Source organism: Pseudomonas sp. JV414, from assembly GCF_032424305.1.
Lineage (GTDB): Bacteria > Pseudomonadota > Gammaproteobacteria > Pseudomonadales > Pseudomonadaceae > Aquipseudomonas > Aquipseudomonas lini.
The window spans coordinates 485,570-511,622 of sequence record NZ_VYKC01000002.1 but is presented as its reverse complement, the minus strand read 5'-3'; the positions used below and the strand labels follow the sequence as shown (position 1 = coordinate 511,622).

Here is a 26,053-nt window from a genome sequence, read left to right as displayed (position 1 = left end):
CCACTAGCTAATCAGTCCTTAAAGGGGCTATAAGGCCTGCTAATTAATGATTTATGAGAGACTTGGGCGATGGTCAGACGTAACCTCAATGATCTCTTATCGTTCGTAACGATTGCCCGTGAAGGCAGCTTCACGCGGGCAGCTTCCGTACTGGGCGTGACTCAATCTGCCCTCAGCCAGGCAATGAGCGGGTTAGAGGCCAGGCTGGAGATTCGCTTGCTTACACGAACCACCCGTAGCGTATCGCCTACGGCAGCGGGCGAGCGTTTACTAAAAGCCATTGGTCATCGCTTTGACGAAATCGAGGCAGAACTCGACGAACTGACCGAGATGCGCGATAAACCCGCCGGCACCGTGCGCATCACCTGTGGTGAGCACATTCTTCGAGCACATTTGCTTCCCAAGCTCACGCCGCTTTTGCTCGATTATCCGGATATCAAGATAGAGTTCGATATCAATTATGGTTTTCGAGACATCGTCGCCGACCGTTTCGATGCAGGCGTGCGTATGGGCGATACCATCGACAAGGATATGGTTGCGGTACCCATCGGTCCTCAACTGCGCATGGCCGCTGCGGCCTCCCCGATGTATTTCGAAAGGCATCCAACGCCCAAAAATCCACGGGACCTGCTAAAGCACAGTTGTATCAATCAGCGTATGCAAACAGCAGGGGGGCTATACGTTTGGGAGTTTGAGCGTCGTGGCCAACCGTTAAACGTACGAGTGGATGGCCAGCTCGTTTTCAACACCTCTCCCAGCATGGTGGATGCAGCCTTGGCCGGCCTGGGCATCGCCTATCTTCCTGAAGAAGAATTCGCACCGCATCTGGAAAATGGCCGCCTGGTTCGTGTGCTGGAAGATTGGTGTGCTCCCTTCCCGGGGTACCATTTGTATTACCCAAGTCGCAGGCAGCCGTCGCGGGCCTTCACGCTGGTTATGAATGCACTGCGTGTGTAAGGACGATTGATAAATCTCATTCATGACTTCAATCGCTGCGAGGTATTTCAGTTTTTCTGTCAGCTGATACCTTCTGGCGGGAAAGCAATTTGGCTGTCAGATCAATTCGGGTCGGGGGTAGGGCGTGCCCCGCAGCCCATCGGAGCAAAGTGGAGCAACTATGAAAATACGCATCGATGTTTCAGGCGGTCCGGTTACGGCAACGCTCGACAACAACGATTCCTCCATAGATTTCGTTAAACAGCTGCCGATGAAACTGACACTGGACGACTACGCCTCGACCGAGAAGATCAGCGTACTGCCCGAGCCATTATCGACACAGGGCGCGCCAGCTGGGTTCACGCCTTCGGCGGGTGACATTGCCTTCTATGCGCCTTGGGGAAATCTCGCCATTTTTCATAAAGGGTTCAAGTATTCGAGCGACCTTATCAAACTCGGCAGGATTGATTCCGGCCTGGGAATACTCGCGCGTCCTGGGTCCCTTGAAGTAACGATCACCTTGGTCGATGAGTGATACCCCAAAACAGTCAGAACCACGCCGGCAAAAACTGTCTGTGGCGCAGGGGGCGGGAGAGGCCCTTTCGTTCATACGTTTCACACCAATGGCAGAGAACTCATGCAGCTGACTCGTGCCAACTTTGGCGATTTTATCTACTTTTTAGCTGTCGCCCGCCATTCCAGCTTCAGTCGTGCGGGTGTTGAAGTAGGGATAAGTGCATCTGCGCTGAGTCATGCGATCAAGGGGCTGGAGGCGAGATTGGGGGTTCGTTTGCTCAATCGCACGACCCGCAGCGTCACCCTGACGGCAGCCGGTGAGGAGCTGCTGGCATTGATAAGCGAACCTGTCGACAAAATCGACCAGGCCATTGAGTTGTTGAATAAGTTCCGTGATGAGCCCACTGGTCGTATACGGCTGAATGTTTTCAGTGACGCGGCGCTCCTTTTGTTGGCACCCGTTTTATCGACATTTGCTCATCGTTATCCCGATATCGAAGTGGAAGTCTCAACCACCAACAGTATGGTGGACATTGTTGAAGGAGGCTTCGACGCTGGGATCAGGTATGGCGCTACCGTACCTGAAGGCATGATTGCCCAAAGTCTTTCCCCCCCTGTTCGATGGGTCGTGGTAGGAACCCCCGATTACCTCGACCGATGTGGCATGCCGCTGCACCCCGAGGATTTGAAACAGCACAGTTGTTTAAGGTTTCGGCTAGGCAACGGCCGGATGTACAACTGGGAGTTTGAGAAAGAGGGTGAAAAATTAGAGATCCCAGTGTCCGGTAATGTCGTGCTGGATGAGACGCGGATGATGCTCGCCATGGTCACCCAGGGCGCTGGGCTGACTTATTGTGCTGAACCCATTGTCGCGCCGCTTGTAGCGGAAGGAACTTTACAAGTGGTTTTGGAGGATTGGGTCAGTGTCGGTCCAGGCTTCCATATCTATTACTCAAGCTACCGGCAGGTGCCGATCACGCTACGTTTGCTGATCGACTTGATCAGAGAGTTGCGCCCGCTTGGATAGTTGGCGATCGACAGCGACTTCGCCGGATTCGCTTTGGGAGAGAGATCTGATATGTCCAGTTTGAACGCATTGCTCGATGCCATCCACGCCGAACAGAACGAGGGTCGAGAGTCTGTACTCGCCACCGTTGTGAAGGTCGAGGGGTCGGCGTATCGCCGTCCGGGGGCGCGCATGCTCGTTTCACAATATGGACGTCCGGAGGGCACTATCAGTGGTGGCTGTCTGGAGGCTGATGTGGTGCGAAAGGCCTGGTGGCTGAGTGAGTCGGGCCCGGTGATTCGTAGCTACAGCACGACCGAGGCCACAGACGAAGAGGGCGGTGAAGAGTCCCTTGGTTTTGGGCTGGGCTGCAACGGCAAGGTGTATGTGTTGTTTGAGCGAGTACCAGCTACAAAGCAATGCGCTGTGCTTGATGCTTTACGCAAAGTAAGAAGCAACCAGAGACCCGTAGCAATCGCAACGGTAATAGCGGGCTCACGCAATAGCCGTGCAGATGTTGGAGACCGTGTGTTCCTGGAATCTGGCGCGGCGCCCCTCGGAGGGCTCTACCATCCTGCACTGAACGAGCGAATTACCGCTGATCTGCGTCTCACATTGGACCAGCAAAAATCTACGCGGCAACGCTATACCGAAGGCTATGCGGAGGTAGAGGTTTTTCTGGAATACGTCGCGCCACCACCGCGTCTGATGATCTTTGGGGCGGGCCATGATGCGCAGCCGTTGGTACGGATCGCAAAAATCCTGGGGTGGCATGTCACCGTTGTTGATAGTCGCCCACATTTCGCCCGTCCGGAACGTTTTCCCGAAGCGGATCGGGTGTTGAGCGCCGATATAGGCGGGCCTTTCGAATTTCGAAAGTTCGTGGAGGGGGCGTGTGTGGCGGTAATGTCCCATAGCCTGAGCCAGGATGCGCATTGGTTGAAAGGCGCGTTACAAGGTAATCCCCGTTACATCGGTCAGCTCGGGCCGCGTGATCGGACCGAGCGTCTGCTTGATGAAATAACGCGACAGACAAACAGCCTGCCTGCGTTGGACCGATTGCACTATCCAATGGGTTTGGATTTGGGTGGGGACACCCCGGAAAGTGTGGCGATGGCGGTGCTTGGGGAGATGCAGGCCGTCCTGAATGGGCGAGCGGGTGGAAGTCTGAAGTTGCGGACGTCAACGATCCACGAAACTTGTCAGCTTGAACCCAGATGTTCCCGTGAATTATCCATGGCAGAGTCGTAGAAGACTTGAGTTGGAAGCTCCTGCAGGATATGAGCCTCGCCGATGCGCTGCACGCATTAGAGGCCAAAGCTGATCAAAACTCACTAATCGAAATGCTGTCCTTCGTTAATCGCTGGATATAGAGCGTTGTGAGTAATCTGCAAAATTCTGAAACCATTTTATTGCTGAATATCACTCATTGGTGATTTCAGTAAAGTCGGGCTAATCCTCAGGCCCCTCGATTGTTAGCATGCCTACATAACAATCCAATGCGCAGCGCATTGGCTCATCGGGTTTATTAACCCGGTCAATAAGCTTGATCTTCGCACCGCGCTTCTTGCGCGTACTTGCCGAACTCTTTCTCCCATTGCCACCAGCAGCTGTTTCAGCCTGTGCTGCGGCAGTTTGCAAACTCATGCGCGCATTTTTCAGCGCTGTGTTCGAGGACTTTATGCCATTCAAGCCTATCTATCCTGCTTTGGTAACCGCCATTGCTTTTGCCACGATGCTCAGTGGATGCAACAACGAGCAGGCTGCTACTGCGCCGGTGCAAGCCCCCCAAGTCAGTGTGGTGACCCTGAAAACCCAGGCTGTGACCTTGTTCAACGATCTGCCTGGGCGTACCAGTGCTTATCGCCTTGCCGAGGTTCGGCCGCAGGTGGATGGCATCGTCCTGAAACGCTTGTTCAAGGAAGGCGCAGATATCAAGGCTGGTCAGCAGCTTTATCAGATCGATCCATCAACTTACGAGGTGACGCTCGCCAGTGCGCAGGCCAGTTTGGAGCAATCTCGCTCGCTGACCACCCGGTATCGGCAACTGATCGATGAGCAGGCGGTGAGCAAGCAGGAGTATGACACTGCTCGATCTCAGCAGATGCAGGCAGAGGCACAAGTCAAGGGCGCCCAGATCAATCTGAGATATACCAAAATGTTCGCGCCTATCAGCGGGCGAATTGGACGTTCGGCTGTGACCGAAGGTGCGCTAGTTTCTAATGGCCAAGCAGCCGCCCTTGCGATTATCCAGCAACTCGACCCCATTTATGTCGATGTCACTCAGCCTTATGGCGAGGTGCTCAAACTGCGTCGGGCTCTTGAAAGCGGGCAGTTGCAGAAAACTGCTGATAAGGCTGCGAAAGTTAGCCTGACACTTCAGGACGGTAGCCAGTACCCGCTGCAGGGTTCGCTGGAGTTTTCAGAAGTCTCGGTCGACGAAGCAACCGGCTCGGTCACCCTGCGCGCCGTGTTCCCCAACCCCGATCACTTGCTGCTGCCCGGGATTTTTGTGCATGCGCGGTTGCAGGAGGGGGTCGCCGAGCAGGCCATTCTTGCTCCACAGATTGGTGTGACCCGGGATCTCAAGGGCACCCCGACCGCCATGGTCGTTACCGCCGATAACAAAGTCGAGCAACGCCAGCTCAAGGTTGGCCGCACCGTCGGTGCGAATGTGCTGGTGGAAAGCGGCTTGAGCGCCGGAGACAAAATCATCGTCGAAGGGCTTCAGTTCATTAAGCCGGGGAGCTCCGTGGTCGCTCAGGAAGCGATGACAGATGAGGCGAACAGAGCCCCTGTGGCGCTAAACACCAGCGCTAAGGCGGAGTAGACCATGTCGAAGTATTTTATTGATAGACCGATCTTCGCGTGGGTGCTTGCACTGATCATCATGCTCGTTGGGGCATTGTCGATCCTCAATTTGCCGATCAATCAATACCCTGACATTGCACCACCCGCTGTCGCGATTCAGGTTTCTTACCCCGGTGCTTCCGCGCAGACAGTGCAAGATACGGTCGTGCAAGTGATCGAGCAGCAGATGAACGGCATCGACAATCTGCGCTACATCTCTTCGGAGAGTAATGCCGATGGCAGCATGCGAATCATCGTGACCTTCAACCAGGGCACCAACCCGGATATTGCCCAGGTTCAGGTGCAGAACAAGCTGAACCTGGCCACGCCGCTGTTGCCGCGTGAAGTGCAGCAGCAAGGGCTTCGCGTCACAAAATTCCAACAGAATTTCATGATGTTCATTGGCCTGGTTTCCACCGATGGAAAACACACCAAGGAGGATCTATCCAACTACATCGTCTCAAACATCCAGGACCCGATTTCGAGGACTTCAGGTGTTGGTGATTTTCAGATCTGGGGTACGCAATACGCCATGCGAGTCTGGCTGGACCCGGCCAAACTGAACCAGTTCCAGTTGACGCCAGTCGACGTGACCGAGGCGATTGAGGCGCAGAACGTGCAGGTGGCTTCGGGCACGATTGGTGGTCTTCCGGCGCGCAAAGGTACGGTGTTTACCGCAACTATCATTGGCAAGACTCGACTGCAGACCTCCGAGCAATTTGGTGACATTTTGCTTAAGGTCAATAGCGACGGCTCCCAGGTGCGCCTGAGTGATGTGGCCGATATCAGTTTGGGCGGTGAAAACTACAGCATCAACGCCCAAGCCAATGGCAAGCCTGCCTCGGGTATCGCCATCCGCTTGGCCACAGGCGCCAACGCCCTTGATACCGCCAAGGCGATTCGCGCCACGGTCGACCGACTGAAACCATTCTTCCCGGCCGGGATTGAAGCGGTGTACCCGTATGACACGACGCCGGTGGTCACCGAATCCATCAGCGGTGTGATGCATACGCTGGGCGAGGCGGTGGTTTTGGTCTTTCTGGTCATGCTGCTGTTTTTGCAAAATATGCGTGCCACCATCATTACGACTTTGACAGTGCCCGTTGTGTTGTTGGGTACGTTCGGCGTCCTCGCAGCGGCCGGCTTCTCTATCAATACCTTGACCATGTTCGGGATGATCCTGGCGATCGGATTACTCGTCGACGATGCGATTGTGGTGGTTGAAAACGTCGAACGGGTGATGGCGGAGGAACACCTGTCACCCAGGGAGGCCACGCGTAAATCGATGGGGCAGATCCAGGGAGCGCTGGTGGGTATTGCCTTGGTGCTCTCGGCGGTGCTGTTGCCCATGGCTTTCTTTGGTGGCTCCACTGGCGTGATCTACCGGCAGTTCTCGATCACTATCGTATCGGCCATGGCGCTTTCGGTATTTGTTGCTTTGGTATTCACCCCGGCGCTTTGCGCGACGCTGCTCAAGCCAATCGATCCGACAAAACACGGTCAGCCCAAGCGCGGTTTCTTTGGATGGTTCAACAGACGGTTCGATGCCTGCGTCAACGGATATGAGCAGGGCGTAGGCCAGATCATTCGGCATAGGGTGCCGGGCTTTATGGTTTACCTGGTAATCGTCGCCGGCACGATTTGGATGTTCGCCCGGATACCGACCTCGTTCTTGCCTGATGAAGACCAGGGTTTGATTTTTACGCAAGTGCAGACGCCGGCCAACAGCTCGGCTGAGACCACGCAAAAAGTGCTTGATCGCATGAGTCAGTACTTGCTGGACAAAGAGCACGGAGAAGGTAAAGCCGTTGCTACAGTTTTCACCGTTAACGGCTTCAACTTTGCGGGCCGCGGGCAGAATTCAGGGATTGCGTTCGTCAACCTGAAGCCATGGGATGAACGAGACAGTGACAATACTGTGTTCAAAATTGCCCAGCGTGCCCAGCAAGAGTTCCTGAAGTACCGCGACGCCCTGGTATATGCGGTGGTTCCGCCATCGGTACTGGAGTTGGGTAACGCCACCGGCTTCGATTTCTACCTGCAGGACCAAGATAGCGTGGGCCATCAAAAACTCATGGAGGCACGCGGCAAGTTTCTTGAGCTGGCTGCCCAGAGCCCGGTCCTCGCTGGCGTTCGCCCAAACGGCTTGGCCGACGAGCCACAGTACCACCTGACCATCGACGACGAGCGCGCGCGGGCGATGGGCATTTCTCTGGCCGATATCAACACCACGCTGTCAGTGGCATACGGCAGTAGTTATGTGAACGATTTCGTTGACCGCGGTCGAGTTAAACGGGTTTACGTACAGGGTCAACCTGACTCGCGCAGCACCGCAGAGGATCTGAGTAAATGGTTCGTGCGTAATAACCAAGGTCAGATGGTCCCGTTCTCGGCATTTGCGAGTGCCGAGTGGATCTTCGGCTCACCAAAACTGTCACGCTACAACGGCGTCCCTGCCGAGCAAATTCTTGGGACTCCCGCCCCGGGTTACAGCTCTGGCCAGGCGATGGCGGAAGTCGAGCGAATTGCAGCGCAACTGCCGCCCGGCGTAGGCATCTCTTTTACCGGGTTGTCCTATGAAGAGCGTCTTTCAGGGTCACAAGCGCCTGCTCTGTATGCGCTGTCGATTCTCGTCGTGTTTCTATGTCTGGCGGCACTCTATGAAAGCTGGTCGATTCCGATTGCGGTCATCTTGGTCGTGCCTCTTGGGGTAATCGGCGCGCTAATGGCCACGGCATTGCGGGGGCTGTCCAACGACGTGTTCTTCCAAGTGGGTCTGTTGGTGACGGTGGGGTTGGCGGCGAAGAATGCGATCCTGATCGTCGAGTTTGCCAAGGAATTGAATGAAAAAGGTACACCGTTGCTGGAAGCGACGGTCGAGGCTTGTCGTATGCGTCTGCGTCCGATCGTGATGACGTCCTTGGCATTCATTCTCGGCGTGCTACCTCTGACCATTTCCAGCGGAGCCGGCTCTGGCAGTCAACACGCCATCGGCACGGGGGTGATCGGCGGCATGATAACGGCCACCGTTCTGGCGATTTTTTGGGTTCCCCTGTTCTTCGTTTCCGTTTCAACCTTGTTTAAAGGCAGCCGCAAGAAGCAGGACGAAACTGCTATGCGTGAGGAGGCAGGCCAATGACTCGCTCTTTAATCGGTCTCGCGATCAGCGCCGCTGTTCTGAGTGGTTGCTCACTGATCCCTGAGTATCAGCGACCGCAGGCTCCAGTTGCGGCGCAATATCCGCAGGGTCCTGCCTATCAGGCAACCAACGCTGCCGACCAGGCCGCTGTGGAGCAGGGGTGGCGCGAGTTTTTCCACGATCCGGCATTGCAGCGATTGATCCAGACCGCCTTGGTCAATAATCGTGACCTGAAGGTCGCGGCACTGAACGTTGAGGCTTTCCGGGCGCAGTACCGAATCCAGAGAGCTGACCTGTTTCCGGCGATTGGCGCCAACGCCAGCGGAACACGGCAGCGACTGCCGAGCGCTCAGGCGCAGTCCGGTCAGGCCAGTATTTCCAGCCAATATGACGTCAACCTGGGAATCAGTTCGTACGAGTTGGATCTGTTTGGTCGCATCGCCAGTCTAAGCCAGCAGGCACTGGAAACTTATCTGTCTACCGCCCAGGCCCGACGCTCGACCCAGATCAGCATCGTTTCGAGCGTGGCCAATGCCTATCTCACCTGGCAAGCCGACCGTGAATTGCTCAAGCTCACCGAGAACACGCTGGACGCCTACGAGGAGAGCTTACGTCTGACCACCCGCAGTAATCAGGTGGGTGTGGCTTCGGCGCTTGATCTCGCACAGGCGCGTACCTCGGTGCAAGGTGCGCGGGCGAGCCTGGCAAACTACCAGCGCCGAGTAGCCGAAGACGAGAATGCTTTGGTGCTTCTTCTCGGTACAGGACTGCCCGCCGATTTGCCGGAGCCACAGTCCTTGGATGGCGACCTGCTGGCCAACGTACCGGCTGGTCTGCCCAGTGATTTACTCACCCGTCGCCCCGATATCCTCGCCGCCGAGCATACGCTCTTGGCCGCTAACGCTAACATCGGCGCGGCGCGGGCGGCTTTTTTTCCTAGCATCAGCCTTACGGCAAATGCCGGCACCTCGAGCGCGAATCTGGATGGGTTGTTCAAGAGCGGCTCAGGCAGTTGGGCGTTTACCCCTACCATCAGCTTGCCGATTTTCAACGCAGGCGCGTTACGCGCTAGCCTGAATTACTCGGAGATTCAGAAAGACATTGGTGTGGCCAACTACGAGAAAGCTATCCAGGCCGCTTTCCAGGAGGTCTCCGATGGGTTGACTGCACGTAAAACTTACGTCGACCAGTTGCAGGCACAGAATGACCTCGTCAACGCCAGCCAGGATTACTATCGGCTTGCCGAGCGTCGTTATCGAATCGGCGTGGACAGCAACCTGACCTTTTTGGACGCGCAGCGCTCGCTGTTTAGCAACCAACAAAGGCTGATCAACGATCGCCTTGCGCAGTTGCAGGCTGAAGTGAACTTGTATCGTGCACTGGGTGGCGGATGGGACGAGCGGGGCGTGCAAAAACTCTGAGAACGACGACTATACAAAAACGCCCGGCGATAGGCCGGGCGTTTTTGTATTAGCAGTGAATGACACTATCATGATATTACGTGCTGAGTGGTGACGCCGCGCTGTCATTTACACGGCGGTTAATTACAAGCAGGGCATCTTGTCAGTTTTAGCCAAGGTATTACCTTTACTGTCCATAAGTTCAATTTTTACCTCTTTTCCCGCACTACTTTCCATCAGGGTGTAACGTTCATTCGGTAAAAAATTGTCATAGGACAGGGTGGCAACACAGCGGTGTTGGCTTTCCTGGTAGCCCTTGGTAACCACCCCAAGTTCCATCGTATGCGCCCCTGGCGATACTTTGAAATAAGTCAGGTTCTCTGCGCGTTGTGTATCCAGGCGTCTGGCCAGCATTTCATCACCGATCTGCTCGTGAAGGTTGACAATGGATTCGCCATCCTTAAGCGTCGGAAGTTCAGTCGCACAGCCAGCCAGGCCGGTGATTAAAATGATGGAAGCTGTTAGTTTTGCAAGGTTCATAAATGTCCTGAATTCTTTGGGGGTCCGAGAATAGCTATAAGCTTGTTCTGAACCGTTAAATAGGTAAGGTTTTAAATAAGCTGTTTCAGCCTAATAACGCATTGGCTTGGGAACGTGGGCCCGTTATTGTTTCTGCAGATGACGCAAGATGATCGAGGACGGCAAGGACTAAGATGCCTACTCGATATCTGGAATGATTTTGTTGTCGGTATGGGGATATTCTACAGGCTATTTTTTAATTGATTAGCCTGTGAGCTATTGATGCAGTGCTGAGCTTTATTCACCAATGATGTGCCATCAGCGACGCCGAGAACTTGAATCCCTCAGGTGTCGCACGTGGTATTTTCTGCGCGTCGGACGTTACCGTTCGAATCGATCGTCGATCAGTCAGTCATTTCTGTCGCTGAGACGATCAGCCCTTAACGATGAGGCGCGAGTTTCGGTCATTGCGAAAGGCCAATTGTTCGATGGTTTGCGTAGCGTGCTCGGCGTCTTCACGCGCCTTGAGAATCACCCCGTGATGTTCGGACTTGCTGCACACCGGGTCGGCGTTGCTGGCGTCGCCCGTGAGCATGAACGCCTGGCAGCGGCAGCCGCCGAAGTCTTTTTCTTTTTCATCGCAGGAGCGGCACGGTTCGGGCATCCAGTCATAACCGCGGAAGCGGTTGAAGCCGAACGAGTCGTACCAGATGTGCTGCATGCTGTGGTCGCGCACATTGGGAAACTGCACCGGCAGCTGGCGGGCACCGTGACAGGGCAATGCCGTGCCGTCCGGCGTGACGGTGAGGAAAATGCTGCCCCAGCCGTTCATGCAGCCCTTGGGGCGTTCTTCGTAGTAGTCCGGCGTGACAAAGATCAACTTGCACGGATTGCCTTGCGCTTCCAGCTTGGCGCGGTATTCGTTGGTGACACGCTCGGCGCGTACCAGTTGCTCCCGGGTGGGCAGCAGGCCGACGCGGTTGAGCTGCGCCCAGCCGTAGAACTGGCACGTGGCGAGCTCGACGAAGTCGGCTTCCAGGGCGATGCACAGCTCGATGATGCGATCGATCTTGTCGATGTTGTGCCGATGGGTCACGAAGTTCAGCACCATCGGATAACCGTGGGCCTTTACCGCCCGGGCCATTTCCAGTTTTTGCGCGAAGGCTTTCTTCGAACCGGCCAGGAGGTTGTTCACCTGCTCATCGCTGGCCTGGAAACTGATCTGGATATGGTCGAGGCCGGCCTTCTTGAAGTCGCTGATTTTCTGCTCGGTCAAGCCGATGCCGGAGGTGATCAGGTTGGTATAGAAACCCAGCTTGCGCGCCTCGCCGATCAACTCGGCCAGGTCCTGGCGCACCAGCGGCTCGCCGCCGGAAAAACCCAACTGCGCGGCGCCCATCTCGCGGGCTTCGCGAAAGACCTTGAACCACTGCTCGGAGCTCAACTCCTGGCCCTGCTCGGCGAAGTCCAGCGGGTTGGAGCAGTACGGGCATTGCAGTGGGCAGCGATAGGTCAGCTCCGCCAGCAGCCACAGCGGCAGGCCGACTTCAGGCTTGGGCGGCAGGCCAGAGGGCTCAGGCAAGTTCGATCCAGTGCTGTGCACGAGCGACCTCCATGAATTGCTCGATGTCGTCACCGAGTTCCGGCACGCCGGGAAACTGCTTCGCCAACTCGTCGATGATGGCCGCGACATCCCGTTCACCATCGATCAGGCCACCGATCAGCGCAGCGCTGTCATTCAGCTTGATCATGCCTTCAGGATAGAGCAGCACGTGGCCTTTCTGGGCCGGTTCGTACTGGAAGCGATAGCCGGGGCGCCAGCGTGGGGTTTTGCTGCGGTCGAAACTCATAAGGTGATCCCTTTGTGCCACACCCGTTGCCCGGTCACCCTGTGGTAGGGCGGGCGGTTCAATTCATAGGCCATGCTCATGGCGTCGAGCATGCTCCAGAGGATGTCCAGTTTGAACTGGAGAATCTCCAGCATGCGTTCCTGCCCTGCGCGGGTGGTGTAGTGCTGCAAGGTGATCGCCAGGCCATGTTCCACATCACGCCGAGCCTGACCGAGGCGGGTGCGGAAGTACTCATAGCCGGTCGGGTCGATCCACGGGTAGTGCTGCGGCCAACTGTCCAGGCGCGACTGGTGGATCTGCGGGGCGAACAGTTCGGTCAGCGAGCTGCTGGCGGCTTCCTGCCAACTGGCCCGGCGGGCGAAGTTGACATAGGCATCCACGGCGAAACGCACACCGGGCAGCACCAGCTCCTGGGAGCGCAGTTGATCGGGGTCCAGGCCCACCGCCTGGCCCAGCCGCAGCCAGGCTTCGATACCGCCGTCTTCGCCGGGAGCGCCGTCATGGTCGAGCAGGCGCTGGATCCACTCGCGGCGGATCTCCCGGTCCGGGCAGTTGGCCAGGATCGCGGCGTCCTTGAGCGGGATGTTCACTTGATAGTAGAAACGGTTCGCGACCCAGCCCTGGATCTGCTCGCGAGTGGCACGGCCTTCATACATCGCCACGTGATAGGGGTGATGGATGTGGTAGAAGGCGCCCTTGGCGCGCAAGGCTGCTTCAAATTCTGCGGTGGTCAATGGTGTATCAGTCATTTCGGGCGCTCCTACAGTTCGATGCTCATGCCGTCGTAAGCGACTTCGACATTGCGTCGCACCAACTCGGCCCGCTCGGAGGAGTCTTCATCGAGGATCGGGTTGGTGTTGTTAATGTGGATCAGCACCTTGCGCTGCTTCGGCAAATGCTCCAGCACTTCGAGCATGCCGCCCGGACCATTCTGGGCCAGGTGGCCCATTTCCCGGCCAGTTCGGGTGCCGACGCCACGGCGCTGCATTTCATCGTCGTCCCACATCGTACCGTCCACCAGCAGACAATCGCTGCCGGCCATGATCTCCAACAACGACTCGTCGACCTTGCCCAGCCCCGGGGCATAGAACAGCTTGCCACCCGTGCGCAGGTCTTCGACGATCAACCCGATGTTGTCGCCCGGGTGCGGGTCGAAGCGATGCGGTGAATAGGGTGGTGCGGCGCTGCGCAGGGGCAGTGGGGTGAAGCGCAGGTTCGGGCAGGCGGCGATGGTGAAGCTCTGGTCGAGTTCAATGCGATTCCAACTCAACCCGCCGTTCCAGTGGGTCAGCATGTTGAACAGCGGAAAGCCCGTGCTCAGGTCTTCATGGACCATGTCGGTGCACCAGACTTGATGCGGGCAACCTTCACGCAGGCCGAGCAGACCGGTGGTGTGGTCGATCTGGCTGTCCATCAGGATGATCGCGCCAATGCCGGTGTCGCGCAGGGCCCGGCCCGGCTGCATCGGGGCAAACGCCTGGAGCTGGGCGCGAATGTCCGGAGAGGCGTTGCACAGCACCCAGTTCACACCGTCATCGGACAGGGCGATGGACGACTGGGTACGCGCCTGGGCCCGCAGGCTACCGTTGCGAAAACCTGCGCAATTGGCGCAGTTGCAGTTCCACTGGGGGAAACCGCCACCGGCGGCAGAACCTAGTATCTGGACGAACATGGTTGCTCCATCATTCTGGAACCGAAAATAAAACGCCTCGGCAGGCCGAGGCGCTGTCCATCAGGTACAAACTTAACGGTTTGCGAAGTACATGGTGACTTCAAAACCAATACGCAGGTCGGTGTAAGCAGGTTTGGACCAAGACATGAAAGTACTCCTATCAAGTGATGAGACGTTTGTCAGGTACATATTTCTGAGTTTGGTTGGGATCATTTTGCAGCGTTCCAAGGCGCGCCCAACCCACGACGCCGTGTTTCGGTTGTCATACCTCGTCTTTTGCTGCCGGACGATCGGATAACAGGACGGCTTCAGGAAACTGCTCCAAGTACGAGAACGAGTGACTCGACAATTTAGCAACCAGGGCAGCGAAGCACTTCGCGAACGATTGAACTCGATTCTGCAGGGCACAAAATGTCATTGTCGTGCTCTCCCATGTTTGTACGAAAATAAAGTGCATTGGGAGAACCCCCTTACAGGCTGGTCTCGAATTTCAAACCGGCCACCCACGCATCCCTGACCTCGCTGACTCCGCCAGGATTGCCTACAAATTGCAGGTTGGGGCGCACGGTCAGCCACTTGGTCACGCCAAAGCCATAGTAAATTTCCATGTTGGTTTCTGAGCTTTGTGTCGGTGTGTAGCGGGGGTCGTCATAATCGCTGACACCCGCCCGGTCATTCAGTTGCTGCTGATGATCTGTGAAGCGGTTATTCACATGGAGACTGGCGATGGCGACGCCGATTTCGTCATTCGGGCGAGATTTGAAGGGGGCCGTGTAGTAAGCGCCTACTTGCGCATAACGATCGATCATATTGGTGGCTTTGTCATGCACGGTGGCATAGGCAAACACCGTCAGCCCGCGAGCGGCGAAGTCCGGATCTTTCCAGACTTGTTGTTGCCCGGCAATCCATGCGCCGTATTTACTATCGCGGGATTTTGCTATGCCGTTTTCTTCTGTGTTGACGTCATTTGCGTCACGGCTGCTGTAATACGCGCCCACACGGTATTCCCCTGGCAGCCGTCCGGCTCCCAGCGACGTGGTATGGACCAGCTCGACAGGTACCAAGGTACCCTCATTACCGCTGCCGCTGAGTTTGAAGCCGTTACCTATTTCCAGGTAGGACGGGTTCTGCTCGTACGCACCAATCTGCGCATAAGTGTCATCGCTCAACGCGACCTTTACGCGGCCCGCCCATTGGGTGATTGGCCAGTTATAAATGATATCGCCGGCCCAGTTACCCGGCTGTGCGCCGCAGAATGCCAGGTTCTGGAATTTGCAGGGGAAGCTGCCGAAGTCTTCGCCAAAGTTCATGCGGCCCAGTTTGATATCCAGCCCGCCGTCAAAGAACTTCTGACGATACCAGAGTTGCGTAAGCCGCCAGGTCTGGCCGCGCCCGTATACCTCTTGAACCTGACTGATGCCGCCTACCCGAGGATCGGTGATGACATCATTGGTGAGATTGCGCCCGTTACGATCCGATATCGTGAATTGAAAATCAGCGCCTTCCCAACCGAGTATTTTCTCAAGGTCAAAATTGCTCATCAGTGCAAGTTGGTCGGTATACCGCGCCGTGGTGTGCGAGTCGTAGCCACCGGCCAGATTCGTCGCGGCGTCGCCCGTGTAGAGCACGTTAAAGGTATAACCTTTTTCCAGCAATTCTGTGCGTAGGCCGCCCCAGTCTCCCAACATCCAAGGGGACTCAGGACTGAAGGCTTCTTGTGCATGACTGTTGGCCGCTCCGCAAAGCAGCAGCAATGCGACGGAAGTATTAAGCGTGTTGCAGTTCAAATGAGTGGTCATGATAATCTCTGCTTTTGTTTTTATTAGTCAGATAATCGAACACATCTTCAGGTTGATCTTCCGCCCGGAAGAGCATTAAAGAATGTCTGCAACGGGTTGATCCCAGCGAAGAGCGACTGGAGTCTGGGTTTGTAAAGGCGTCGAGCTTGACGTGACACACGGTAAGTTGATGAGACGACGGGACCTAACTCATGCCTCGTCTGTTCTTGCGAATCAGCTCGGTAATTTATTTGAGAATCGGTAATGCTCTCCTTGTGATTGCTATGAAGGTTGCTTTCAACTTAGCGGCGCCGATGATGCCGTCGGCACGCTCTTGAAAATACCGGTCATTCGCTGGCCGCACTGATCGGGTTGGGTTGGCGTTTTTCAATGGTGTATTTCAGCAAGGCAGCGCTGCGAAATATGCCGTGGGCAAATTTGCTATAGGGCATGGTCAGAAAGAACGCCATGACTAGGCCCAGGTGGATGGCAAGCAACAAGCCCAACGCACTGGTTTCGCGCCCGGCAAGCAATGCCAGGCCGCTAGCGCTTACCAGGAACAGAAGCGCGATGAAGCCACGATCCATCGGTTTCTGATTCTCGTCCCCTTGCTGCGGGTTACGCCGCAGATTCATCCAGAGCAAACCTGCTGGGCCGATCAGCAGACCTACGCCACCGAAAATGCCGAGTAGTACTGGCAGGCTTAAAACCGGGTAGGGGGCCGACCAATCCAGCAAAAAATGATAGAGAGTGGCAACGCCTGTGGCTGCGAAGCACAGCATGAACCCATAGAAGGTGAGGTGGTGAAAGCGGCGGCGCCATAGGGTGAATGCGTCGTCGGCGTTGTTGCAGCCTTCCCCATGTCCGCCGTCCAGGTACTTGAGTTGTGCGACGTTGGCGCCGGCCTCCAGTGCTGCACTGGCTTTCAGCGGCAGAGGTGCCTCGGCGGGTGAGATTTCGCGCCAGAATCGACGCACGCCGATGCCCAGGGCCAACACGGCAAAACCGAACACCGCGCTGAACATCAGTGCCAACGTGTTGTGTGGAAAAATCCCGTAGAAGTTACCGCCTGGCATGGCAACGAACAGGTTGCCCATGATCATCAAGGTAAGCGACAGGAACAGCGCCAACCCAGCGCCTGAAGCCAGCCCCAAGGTAAGGCCGTTGCGTTGGTACAATTTACCCAGTGGCTGCGGCCAGGCGTAATTGGTGTAGGTTTCCAGCCGTACCTTGGCCATGGCTTTGGGTACGTTGACTGCAAATTCGTGCGGGGCAGCGTATTGGCAAGCCGACAGGCACGCGCCGCAGTTGTGGCAAAGGTTCGCCAAGTAATGAATGTCGGCCTGACCGAATTCCAGATGCCGGGTCATTGCGGGGAATACGGCACAGAAACCTTCGCAATAGCGGCAGGCATTACAAATGGTCATCTGCCGTTCGACTTCGGTTTCCTGCAGGTTGAGGATCGGGATCAGTTGGCTGGATACCTGGGGATCAAACAGCTGCATGTTGAAGCTCCGAGTTCACAGGAGAAAGACCAAACCCCGCACAAAGCGCGGCCTGTACGCCGGCGATTCGTCCGAAGGCGGTACCGATGGCCATGCCAATACCCGCGGTATAACCCTTGCCCAGTACGTTGCCAGCCATCATTTCTCCGGCGACAAACAGGTTCGGGCTGGCCTTGCCATCAAAGTGCACGGCGGCCGTTTCGTCGGTCGCCAAGCCAAGATAGGTAAAGGTGACACCTGGCTTGAGGGGGTAGGCGTAGTAGGGTGGTTTGGTGAGTGGCCTTGCCCAGTGAGTCTTGGCGGGAGTAAGCCCTTCGGTATGGCAGTCGTCGAGCGTGGTGTGGTCGAACGTGCCGACATGGCAAGCGTTGTTGTAGTCTTCGATGGTTTTAACGAACTGCGTTTGCGGCAAGTTCAACAGGCGAGCAAGTTCTGGCAACGTCCGGGCTGTGGTTCCAGGGAAAACCGGCGGCATGAAGCGGCCAAGCGCCTGTTGGTCGATAATCGAGTAGGCTTGCTGGTTGGGTTGTCCCGCAACCAGACGGCCCCAAATCGCATAACGCTTGGGCCAGAAATCCTCACCCTCATCGTAAAACCGTTCGCCATCGCGGTTGACAACCACGCCCAGGGACACGCAGTCGATGCGGGTACATATACCGCCGTCGTAAAGCGGAGCCCGGGCGTCGATGGCAACCATATGTGCCTGAGTCGGGTCGCCGACTGCATCGGCGCCAAGATCGAGCATCCGTCGCAACAACACACCGGTATTGAAGCGAGTGCCGCGAATCAGAAAGTTGTCCGATGGCCATTCACCACGCTCGTTTTGGCCCCAAGCCTCCCGTAACCATTCGCGATTGGATTCAAACCCGCCAGCAGCCAGGACGCAGGCGCGAGCTTCGATACGCTCCGCTGGGAATCGCTGTCCATCTATCACCCGTTCGGCCAGGTGAGCTGCGACGAAAGCACCGTTTTCCAGTTCTATGTCGGTGACCTGAGCGTCATAACGGATCTTCACGCCCAAGCGTTCGGCGCTGCGAAAGTAGGCATTGACCAGTGCCTTGCCGCCGCCCATGAAAAACGCGTTGGTGCGCGCCACGTGCAGAGCACCCGACAAGGGCGGCTGAAAGTGCACGCCATGTGAACGCATCCAATCACGGCATGATGACGAGGCGCGAATGGCGATGCGCGCCAGTTTCTCGTTGGTAAGACCACCGGTGACTTTAAGCAGATCTTGCCAATATTCTTCTTCGGGATAGGCATCGACCAGCACATCCTGAGGCGCATCGTGCATGCAGCGAAGGTTGCGCGTGTGCTGCGAATTTCCGCCGCGCCAGACTTTCGGCGAGCCTTCCAGCAGCATTACGCTGGCGCCTGCCTCTCGTGCCATCAATGCGGCACATAACGCAGCGTTGCCGCCACCTATCACCAGAACGTCGACCATCGTATCTCCTCGATTCACTGGCAGGGCGAAGTGACTGCCGCCAGTGGATTAACCATAGGGATGGGCTCATCGCGGCGAAAGGCGGATTTAGAGGTGAGGGCTTCAGTTTTAGTGAAGGGTGATGTTTCTGTGCAGAGGGGTATGTGGCAGGAATTACCACGCTCCCAGAAATACAAAGCGCCCGATGCAAGTGCATCGGGCGCTTTGATATTGAAATGGATATAGCCCATTTCAGAGACAGGCAGATTTGCCCAATCCAAGACTTTGGAGACAGGTCACGATGGACTGGCTCCTTAGTCGATCAGCTATTGTCAGCAGCGATCACTTGCTGTCTGGAATTGCAAAGGCAACCAGCTTCGAACCAGGCTTCGTACGATAATGCGGACGCCCACCCTCGGCGACCACCACAAATTGCCTTCCGCTGACCGGACTGCGGTAGGTCATGGGCGTAGCATTTGCGCTGGTGGCCAGGCGGCTGCTCCACAGCTCCCGACCGGTGGCGGCATCCAGGGCACGGAACGTATGCTCTGCTGCGCCACCGATAAATACCAGGCCGCCACGGGTCGTCACGGCGCCACCGGCGGTCGGTGTACCGATCGGGATGGAGACCAGGGTCGGCAGACCGAACGGGCCAATGTCACGCGGTGAGCCAAATGGCTTGGACCAGATGAGCTTGCCGCTGACAAGATCAACAGCGCCAATCAGGCCCCAAGGCGGCGCATTGCAAGGAATGCCAAGCTGCGAAAGGAAGTTGACCCGATAAGCACCGTATGGCGTGTCAAGCATAGGCTGCTCGGCTTGTCCCCCTGCGTCCAGACCAGGTGCAATCTTGAAATTGCGTTGCGTTGCTTCTTCGCGTGTTACCAACTCGATTCGGTCAGGGACCTGAGTCCAGTTGACGATCATCAGCCCGCGATCAACGTCCAGCGAGATGCCATTCCAGTTCACACCACCCATTGAACCGGGATCGATCAAGACATTCTTGTCGAGCGTGATGGGCGTGAACTGGCCCTCGTAGCGCGATTGTTTGAACATGATCCGGCAAACCATCTGGTCGATCGGCGTCGCCCCCCACATGTCTTTTTCGCGCAGTTGAGGCCCCCTGAAAGCAGGGAGCTCGACAGAGGCAGGTTGGGTAGGGGACAGCCATTCGCCTTTGGCAATATCACGCTGAGGCACAGGCTGTTCTTCCACCGCCTTGATCGGCTCGCCAGTCTCGCGGTCGAGCACGAAAATCTCGCCGCGCTTGGTCGGTTGGATCAGTGCTGGCCGCATGCCCTTTGCGGTAGGCCAGTTCAACAGGGTGGGCTGAGAGGCGACGTCATAATCCCAGATGTCGTGGTGCGTGGCCTGGAATTTCCAGCGCAGCCGACCCGTCTCCGCGTCGAGAGCGATCACCGCACTGGAGATGTCCTCGTCATAGGGACGGCGCTGGCCACCGTAAGCATCAGGTGTCGCGTTGCCCACGGGCAAATAAATCAGGCCGAGCTTCTCATCCGCGCTGATGGGGGCCCAGCTGTTGGGCGTGGAAGGCGTGTAATACTGTCCTTCAGGTGGCAGGCCGAGGCGATTCGGCGCGCCGGCATCAAAAGCCCAGGCGAGTTCGCCTGTCACCGCATCGAAAGCCCTGATGACGCCCGACGGACCACCCCAATATTGCCCGTCGGGGATGCCGCCACCGACGACAATCTTGCCGCGGATAACTTGCGGTGCCGAGCTGACGTAGAACAAGCCATGTGGGTAAGGTGCGACGCCCTTTGTCAGATCGACCGCGCCGTTGTTACCAAACCCTGGGCAATATTCACCGGTTTTCGCATCCAGTGCCACCAGCGTGGGGTTGTGGCTGGGGGCGTAGATGCGTTCCGAGCAAAACCCATTGGCGTCAGGCACTTTGTAGTACGCCACACCCCGACAAGGTTTACCCGACTGCGGTACGCCGTTGGAAATGTCGCGGCGCCACAATTCTTTTCCGGTTTCCGCATCGAATGCATGGATGCCGTTATTGCCATCACACGCGTACAGGGAACTACCCATCATGATGGGGGTGCCTTCGATCGCGTTGAGATCGCCGTTCACCGGCGCCATGTCGGCTTCCCAGACTTTGACCAGGTTCGAGACGTTGGTTGTGTCTATGTCGGCAAGCGGGCTGAAGCGGGTCCCACCCTGGTCATTGCCGTAGGCTTGCCAGTCGGTACGTTCGTTGTTGGCCATTGGCTCAGGCAGTTTCGCTGGCGCCTGCGATTGCAAGCCGCGTCTCAACATCGGAAAGTCCGGTGCGTCAGGTCCGAAAGCGTGACTGACGCTCCCCAAGGCGATTGCAGCGGCCAGGCCGCCGGCAAACGATGGCCAGCCGCGTGGAAGCTTCCGGGTGTTCGGCGCAGGCGTGAGTCGGGTGAAATGCGGTAGCAGAAGTACTGCGCCGAGAACGAACGGACCAATCAGTCGGGGCGCCAGCTGCCAGCCGTTAAAACCCACTTCCCACAAGCTCCAGGCCGTGGTCCAGACCAGCATTGCGGCATAGACCCAAATCCCTCGCGCATCGCCGCGCCAGAGAAATACAGCGCTTGTGATGAAGGCTAGTCCGGTGATCAGGTAGTACGCAGAACCTGCGTCCGCAACCAAGATGACACCGCCAATGGAAAGGGCCAGGCCGAGTATCAGTAATACAATGGCAAAGATACGACACACCCATCGTGAAGCTTTCGTCGTATCGCGCTTGGCATTCAAAGAGTCAGGCTCTGCGCCAATAGGGGTCATAAGGGTTTCTCCATGTGATCAATAGGACACACGTGTTGGGAACAAGCATTGAGGCGGCTCATTTGAATGACGCCGGAGGCAAGCCATGGGTGAACACCTTGGCGCTGAATATTGTCGCTCCTTGCCCCTTATCTCCATCACTGGTGACGGAGTACAAGGTGTTCGTATTGGGATCAATGGCGAGGCTAGTCGATAGCAGGTTGTGCCCTTGTTCGCGCCCCGGCAGCAGCACCTGGCCAATCGGGATACCGATCTGGTTAAAGACCATTACACGACCTTGCCCATAGATCGCCACATAGACATTGCCATCGGCGTCGACCCGCATCGAATCGGGGGAGGGCCCCGTGAAACGGTAGGGGATGGACGAACTGATGGTGGCGATGGTAGTAGCGTTGGCCAGGTCGATGCGATGTAGAAGGTTGCGGCCAAATTCGGTTGCCCACAGCGTTTTTCCGTCTGGACTTAGCGTTACGCCGTTGGCCATCGAGAGATGGGGCAAGACGACAACAGGAGGCGAAAGATCGGGAGAAACGTAATAGATCCCGCCCTTTGGCTCGGTCGAGATACCTTTGAAATCACTGAAGTAGAAACCACCCTGTTTGTTGAACGCCAAGTCATTGGGCATGAATCCGGTGTCTTGCGCGATGATGGTTTGCATTCCCGTGCCATCGGGTTTGACCGCGAAAATCGCGCCGAGGTTGCGGTTCAGATCGAGAGCCGCGATGAACAGACGTCCGTCGGGATGAAATGCCAGTCCGCCAGGGGAGAGGTTCTCTATCGTGGCTACGATTGAAAGCTGTTTGGTCGGCGAGAGGCGAAGTACGCGTTTACCCGAAACATCACAGAAAAGCAGGTTGCCCTCGCGGTCAAATATCGCGCCTTCCAGTATCCGACCTTCGTTGGATGCTTTGAACCAGGTTTGAGCAGTAACCGTTGGAAGGCCTCGTTCCGATACTGGAATGGGTACAGGGCTTTGTGTCTGCTTGTCGTAGGCCAATGCTGAAGAGGCGGGGAGTTGTCCAGCGTATGCGCCTGTAGCGATGCCGGCGGCGCCGATAGCCAGACAGGCCAGCAGGCTGCTTAGCTGGAGCTTTCTGAGCACTCCAGGGACACGAGCGCTGCTTCTTCTATCCGAACGTTTCCTACCGGCATGAATGCTTGTCGTGTTGATCGCTGTGTGCACCGCAGGCATGTCGAGTTGTGTCAGCGTGGGTAAAGCGGTCGTAGCGAATAGCCGGCTGGGGGGCGCGCCGGATATCGGCGCGACCAGCCCTTTGAAATTGAACGTTACGCCAATGCTCATAACGAACTCCATTGTGCAAAGCCTTTTACTCCCCCTCAGGGGCGTAGACTTGTTTATTGTTTGATAGGGTGAAGCTGTGTTTCTTGCGCGCTAACGTTGGGCACACGACCAGCGAATGTCAGTCCGCCGGAGGGAACCCCTACTTCAAATCTCTTCCCGTGGGTACTGGAGCACGAGGACCTCGGCACCTTCGCCACCTGCTTGGATCTCGAACTTTTCCTCAGTTGATTCCACGACGATCATGGACCAGAGAGGAAGCTCTTCTTCGCCATGCAGCACGCTGCCGTTTCCGACGAAAACGTAATAACCGGATGCAATACCAGGGGGCGGACCGTCCACTTTCATACCAGCGCCCAATCGCAATACCTGAGCGCGCAGCCCATCTGCCTCATCTTCAAAAAGCAGTTCCCAACTCGCTTCTTCGCGGGCCTGCATCACAGGGGCAATGGAGAACTTGATGGGCTCGGACGTCAGGTGCCGGCGTTTGCTGGGACGCAGTTGCTCCCGGTAGCCAGGTTCACTCAAATAGACCGGTTGGGAGTTTCCGGTGTACATCCGCATGGCAACGAAGGACAGCCCTTGCGGACCCGCCACGATCGGTCCGTAAGCCGTGTGATGATCTTTGAACTGGACGGTGAGCGGTTCAAGTACCTGCCCGCGATTACCCAGTGTGCCACTGCCAGCGATGAACAACTGAAACATCGACACCCCGTGGAAATGAGGCACTACTGCTTCGTGTGCTCTGAGTTCAGACATTGTCGCCTGGGGGCCTGGGGCCCGCTCTTGAGAGCTCCGCGGGCCAAAGAAGGTCGTTCCCCAATGCTGGTTTCCGGTACCGGGCGAAACGATAACGCTCCGATTTGCAAGGGCGTCTGCCCCACTGCGCGTGTAAATCATCACCAATGCTCCTATTGAATCTGCATGTATGCAGGACAAATCAACCGTCCATACGAGGCCGTAGCGTGCCCTCGGTCGACGCAAAATCATACTAGCATGTGTTTTGATAATTAGCACAAGTTTCAATAGGTGAAACTTGTGAGTGGCAGATTCGTGCTGAGTTAGCGCCGGTGCAAGCTTGTGTAAGATGGTGTTTGTGGTTTCATTCATTGAAACCTATTCCAAAAATAATTGACTTTCGTCTGGCTGCGGACGACAGTGCACCGTGGCAGCTCTGCTTTTGGGGAGAGCAGAGAAACGACTGCATCTCTTTACCTCGTCTCCCGATTTTCGATAGCGATCAAGGGCTTCAGTACCGATATGAATAATTACAAAAACTTGCTTGAACCACGTTCGATTGCGGTTGTAGGCGTGTCGGAGGATGCGGGACGTCCCGGCTCTCAGGCCGTAAGAGCTCTGATGAGCAATGGATACACCGGCGCGATCTATCCGGTGAATCCCAAATACGAAACCTTTGAAGGTTTGAAGTGCTATGGGTCCGTTGCCGATATCGAAGGCGACGTCGACCTCGTGGTGGTTGGCGTTCCTGCGCAGGGCGTTTTAGCCGTGCTGGAATCGAGTGCGCAGAAGAAGGTTCCTTTTGCGGTGGTTCTGAGCGGTGGCTTTCGAGAGAGCGGTCCGGAAGGGATTCTCCGTGAGGAGAAAATGCTCGCGATTGCCCGGGCGGCGGGCATGCGTATTATCGGGCCCAACTGCCTCGGTTTTGCCAACATCCATTCTCGTGTCTACGCCGCATTCGGCAGCATTACGCGTGAACCGAAACTCGAGAAAGGGTCGGTATCGCTGGTGACGCAGAGTGGGGGATTCGGCTACAGCATCGCCCTTGCATGTGCCGAAGCCGGTATTGGTTTCCGGCATGTCATCGCGACGGGCAACGAAAGCGATGTCAACACGGTACAGCTCATTGAGGCGCTGCTTGATGATGACGAGACACACACCATCGTCGCCTATATCGAGGGAACCAATGACGGTCGTGCGCTGTTGGAAATCGGCCGCAAGGCTACGGCGCGCGGCAAGCCGATCCTGCTGTGGAAGGGGGGCGTCACCGAGCAGGGCGCACTAGCGGCCGCATCGCATACCGCCAGCATGACGGGTGTCTATGATTTCTATCGTGCCCTGTTCAAGCAAACGGGGATCGTCGAGATCAGAGAGATCCATGAAGCGGTGGATTTCCTCAAGGCATTGGAAAGCAAAAAATACCCGGACAATGGGGGGGTCGCGGTGATGGGGGTATCGGGCGGGTCTGCGATCGTATTCGCAGATGCGGGTGAGCCTGAAGGTCTGACCTTGTGTGAACTTGGTAACGATACCCAGCAAAAGCTGCTGGCGGTCGTACCTAACATCGGGGCCGTCCATAATCCAATCGACCTTACCGCAGGGTATTTTTCAGCGGCCAATGCGCAGAAGTTGGAAGCCGCTGTAAGCGCGACGCTTGAAGACCCCGCCGTAGGATCGCTTTGCATTAACCTGGCAACCACAGGCGCCTCTGGCAGCCTGGCGGCAGCCCAGGTATTGGCCCGAATTGCCGCGTCGGCGTCGAAGCCGATCCTGGTTTTTTCCTCAGCCCCCAGCGTTCAGATTGCAGAGGCGCTGCGTGTATTCGCTGATGCGGGAATTCCGGTGTTGCCTTCGCCGTCGCGAGCCGCCAAAGCTATCGCAATGCTGATGCGATTCAAGCGGACTCAATCGCGCATTTTGCAGATGCAAGAGGATGAGGGGCTCAAAGTAGAGCGAGCTTCTGTACCGCTTAGCACCGCCGTTGGCAGTCGGTCATCGTTGTCCGAGGTCGAGTCCAAGGAAATGCTGCGTTCCATCGGGATCCCCGTCACAACCGACCTGATCGTGAAGGGTTTTGACGCTGCGCTGTTCGACAAAGTCAAAGCGCCACTAGTCGTCAAGATTGTCTCTGCGGACATTGCGCACAAAACCGAAATAGGCGGCGTAAAGGTCGGCATTCGGACTGCCCAGGAGCTGGAGTCAGCGATCGAGCAGGTGTTAGCCAACGCGCAACGGCATGTGCCTGCCGCCCACATTGAAGGTGTCCTCGTTTCCGAGATGGTGACAGGTGGCTTCGAACTGATTGCCGGGGTGGTCAAGGATCCTTCATTTGGCCCGGTGGTGGTAGTCGGCGCAGGTGGGATTTATGCGGAAGTACTGAAGGATTCCGCGTGTCGAATCGCCCCTTTCGGCCTGCCAACCGCTATGGAAATGCTCGATGAATTGCAATGCAGCGTGATCATGAACGGGGTTCGGGGCGCGCCTCCCCTTGACGTCGATGCTGTTGCCCGCGCGTTGGTGGCGTTATCGCAGTTTGCCTGGGAGCAGCGCAGCGATATAGCCGAAATCGACATCAATCCAATGTTTGTATTGCCCCACGGTGTGATTGCCGCGGACGCCTTGATTGTGCGCGGTTAATGAACCGCC

Annotated in this window: 20 protein-coding genes; 8 read left to right on the top strand and 12 right to left on the bottom strand. The window is 56.6% G+C overall.

Translation table 11 applies throughout. The features are described 5' to 3' along the window. Positions 1 to 69 precede the first annotated feature (69 nt). The 7 genes from F6R97_RS03210 (at position 70) to adeC (ending at position 9,868) form a co-directional block, all read left to right on the top strand. Positions 70 to 957 carry a LysR family transcriptional regulator gene (locus F6R97_RS03210; protein ID WP_048392883.1) on the top strand — a complete coding sequence of 296 codons (888 nt, stop codon included), beginning with the start codon at positions 70 to 72 and terminating at the stop codon, positions 955 to 957. Positions 958 to 1,117: 160 nt separating this feature from the next. After that, positions 1,118 to 1,471: a cyclophilin-like fold protein gene (locus F6R97_RS03205; protein WP_079302510.1), complete on the top strand. Its 354-nt coding sequence runs from the start codon at positions 1,118 to 1,120 to the stop codon at positions 1,469 to 1,471. Between the two features lie 102 nt (positions 1,472 to 1,573). Then, on the top strand, positions 1,574 to 2,479 hold the full coding sequence (locus tag F6R97_RS03200; RefSeq protein WP_095058137.1) for a LysR family transcriptional regulator: 906 nt from the start codon (positions 1,574 to 1,576) through the stop codon (positions 2,477 to 2,479). Positions 2,480 to 2,530: 51 nt separating this feature from the next. Continuing rightward, a complete protein-coding gene (locus tag F6R97_RS03195; protein WP_095058138.1) occupies positions 2,531 to 3,709 on the top strand; it encodes an XdhC family protein in 1,179 nt (392 codons plus the stop codon). A 430-nt stretch (positions 3,710 to 4,139) separates the two neighbouring features. Next, complete coding sequence (locus F6R97_RS03190; protein ID WP_095058182.1) at positions 4,140 to 5,288, top strand: efflux RND transporter periplasmic adaptor subunit; 1,149 nt, start codon at positions 4,140 to 4,142, stop codon at positions 5,286 to 5,288. A 3-nt stretch (positions 5,289 to 5,291) separates the two neighbouring features. Beyond that, positions 5,292 to 8,447, top strand: coding sequence for an efflux RND transporter permease subunit (locus F6R97_RS03185; RefSeq protein WP_095058139.1), 3,156 nt, complete (start codon positions 5,292 to 5,294; stop codon positions 8,445 to 8,447). After that, positions 8,444 to 9,868 (top strand): AdeC/AdeK/OprM family multidrug efflux complex outer membrane factor, encoded by a 1,425-nt coding sequence (adeC, locus tag F6R97_RS03180; RefSeq protein ID WP_095058140.1) that lies wholly within the window; start codon positions 8,444 to 8,446, stop codon positions 9,866 to 9,868. The genes F6R97_RS03185 and adeC overlap by 4 nt, the downstream gene beginning before the upstream one ends. A gap of 123 nt (positions 9,869 to 9,991) precedes the next feature. On the opposite strand, the gene F6R97_RS03175 is transcribed toward adeC, so the two are convergent. The 12 genes from F6R97_RS03175 to F6R97_RS03120 form a co-directional block, all read right to left on the bottom strand. Beyond that, on the bottom strand, positions 9,992 to 10,387 hold the full coding sequence (locus F6R97_RS03175; protein WP_095058141.1) for a hypothetical protein: 396 nt from the start codon (positions 10,385 to 10,387) through the stop codon (positions 9,992 to 9,994). 412 nt (positions 10,388 to 10,799) lie between these two features. Next, positions 10,800 to 11,969 carry a pyrroloquinoline quinone biosynthesis protein PqqE gene (gene pqqE, locus F6R97_RS03170; RefSeq protein ID WP_304576045.1) on the bottom strand — a complete coding sequence of 390 codons (1,170 nt, stop codon included), beginning with the start codon at positions 11,967 to 11,969 and terminating at the stop codon, positions 10,800 to 10,802. Continuing rightward, positions 11,941 to 12,216 (bottom strand): pyrroloquinoline quinone biosynthesis peptide chaperone PqqD, encoded by a 276-nt coding sequence (gene pqqD / locus F6R97_RS03165; protein ID WP_018607357.1) that lies wholly within the window; start codon positions 12,214 to 12,216, stop codon positions 11,941 to 11,943. Before pqqD ends, pqqE begins: the two co-directional genes overlap by 29 nt. Further along, positions 12,213 to 12,965, bottom strand: a complete 753-nt coding sequence (gene pqqC, locus F6R97_RS03160; RefSeq protein WP_304576046.1) for a pyrroloquinoline-quinone synthase PqqC — start codon at positions 12,963 to 12,965, stop codon at positions 12,213 to 12,215. Before pqqC ends, pqqD begins: the two co-directional genes overlap by 4 nt. Before the next feature lie 11 nt (positions 12,966 to 12,976). Next, a complete protein-coding gene (gene pqqB / locus F6R97_RS03155) occupies positions 12,977 to 13,888 on the bottom strand; it encodes a pyrroloquinoline quinone biosynthesis protein PqqB (protein ID WP_304576047.1) in 912 nt (303 codons plus the stop codon). A 72-nt stretch (positions 13,889 to 13,960) separates the two neighbouring features. Continuing rightward, positions 13,961 to 14,035 (bottom strand): pyrroloquinoline quinone precursor peptide PqqA, encoded by a 75-nt coding sequence (gene pqqA, locus F6R97_RS03150; protein WP_020295432.1) that lies wholly within the window; start codon positions 14,033 to 14,035, stop codon positions 13,961 to 13,963. Positions 14,036 to 14,358: 323 nt separating this feature from the next. Continuing rightward, on the bottom strand, positions 14,359 to 15,687 hold the full coding sequence (locus F6R97_RS03145; protein WP_315866002.1) for a carbohydrate porin: 1,329 nt from the start codon (positions 15,685 to 15,687) through the stop codon (positions 14,359 to 14,361). 326 nt (positions 15,688 to 16,013) lie between these two features. Further along, on the bottom strand, positions 16,014 to 17,171 hold the full coding sequence (tcuB, locus tag F6R97_RS03140; RefSeq protein WP_304575813.1) for a tricarballylate utilization 4Fe-4S protein TcuB: 1,158 nt from the start codon (positions 17,169 to 17,171) through the stop codon (positions 16,014 to 16,016). Further along, complete coding sequence (gene tcuA / locus F6R97_RS03135; RefSeq protein ID WP_304575814.1) at positions 17,158 to 18,612, bottom strand: FAD-dependent tricarballylate dehydrogenase TcuA; 1,455 nt, start codon at positions 18,610 to 18,612, stop codon at positions 17,158 to 17,160. The genes tcuB and tcuA overlap by 14 nt, the downstream gene beginning before the upstream one ends. A gap of 321 nt (positions 18,613 to 18,933) precedes the next feature. Next, entirely contained in the window at positions 18,934 to 21,369 is a 2,436-nt protein-coding gene (locus tag F6R97_RS03130) for a pyrroloquinoline quinone-dependent dehydrogenase (RefSeq protein ID WP_304575815.1), read from the bottom strand. 58 nt (positions 21,370 to 21,427) lie between these two features. After that, the gene (locus F6R97_RS03125) at positions 21,428 to 22,672 is read right to left on the bottom strand and encodes an SMP-30/gluconolactonase/LRE family protein (RefSeq protein WP_304575816.1); all 1,245 of its coding nucleotides are present in this window, start codon (positions 22,670 to 22,672) and stop codon (positions 21,428 to 21,430) included. Positions 22,673 to 22,816: 144 nt separating this feature from the next. After that, positions 22,817 to 23,374: a hypothetical protein gene (locus tag F6R97_RS03120; RefSeq protein ID WP_095058147.1), complete on the bottom strand. Its 558-nt coding sequence runs from the start codon at positions 23,372 to 23,374 to the stop codon at positions 22,817 to 22,819. Positions 23,375 to 23,929: 555 nt separating this feature from the next. Between F6R97_RS03120 and F6R97_RS03115 the strand changes: the two genes are divergently transcribed. After that, complete coding sequence (locus F6R97_RS03115; RefSeq protein WP_315866001.1) at positions 23,930 to 26,044, top strand: acetate--CoA ligase family protein; 2,115 nt, start codon at positions 23,930 to 23,932, stop codon at positions 26,042 to 26,044. The last annotated feature ends 9 nt before the right edge of the window (positions 26,045 to 26,053 follow it).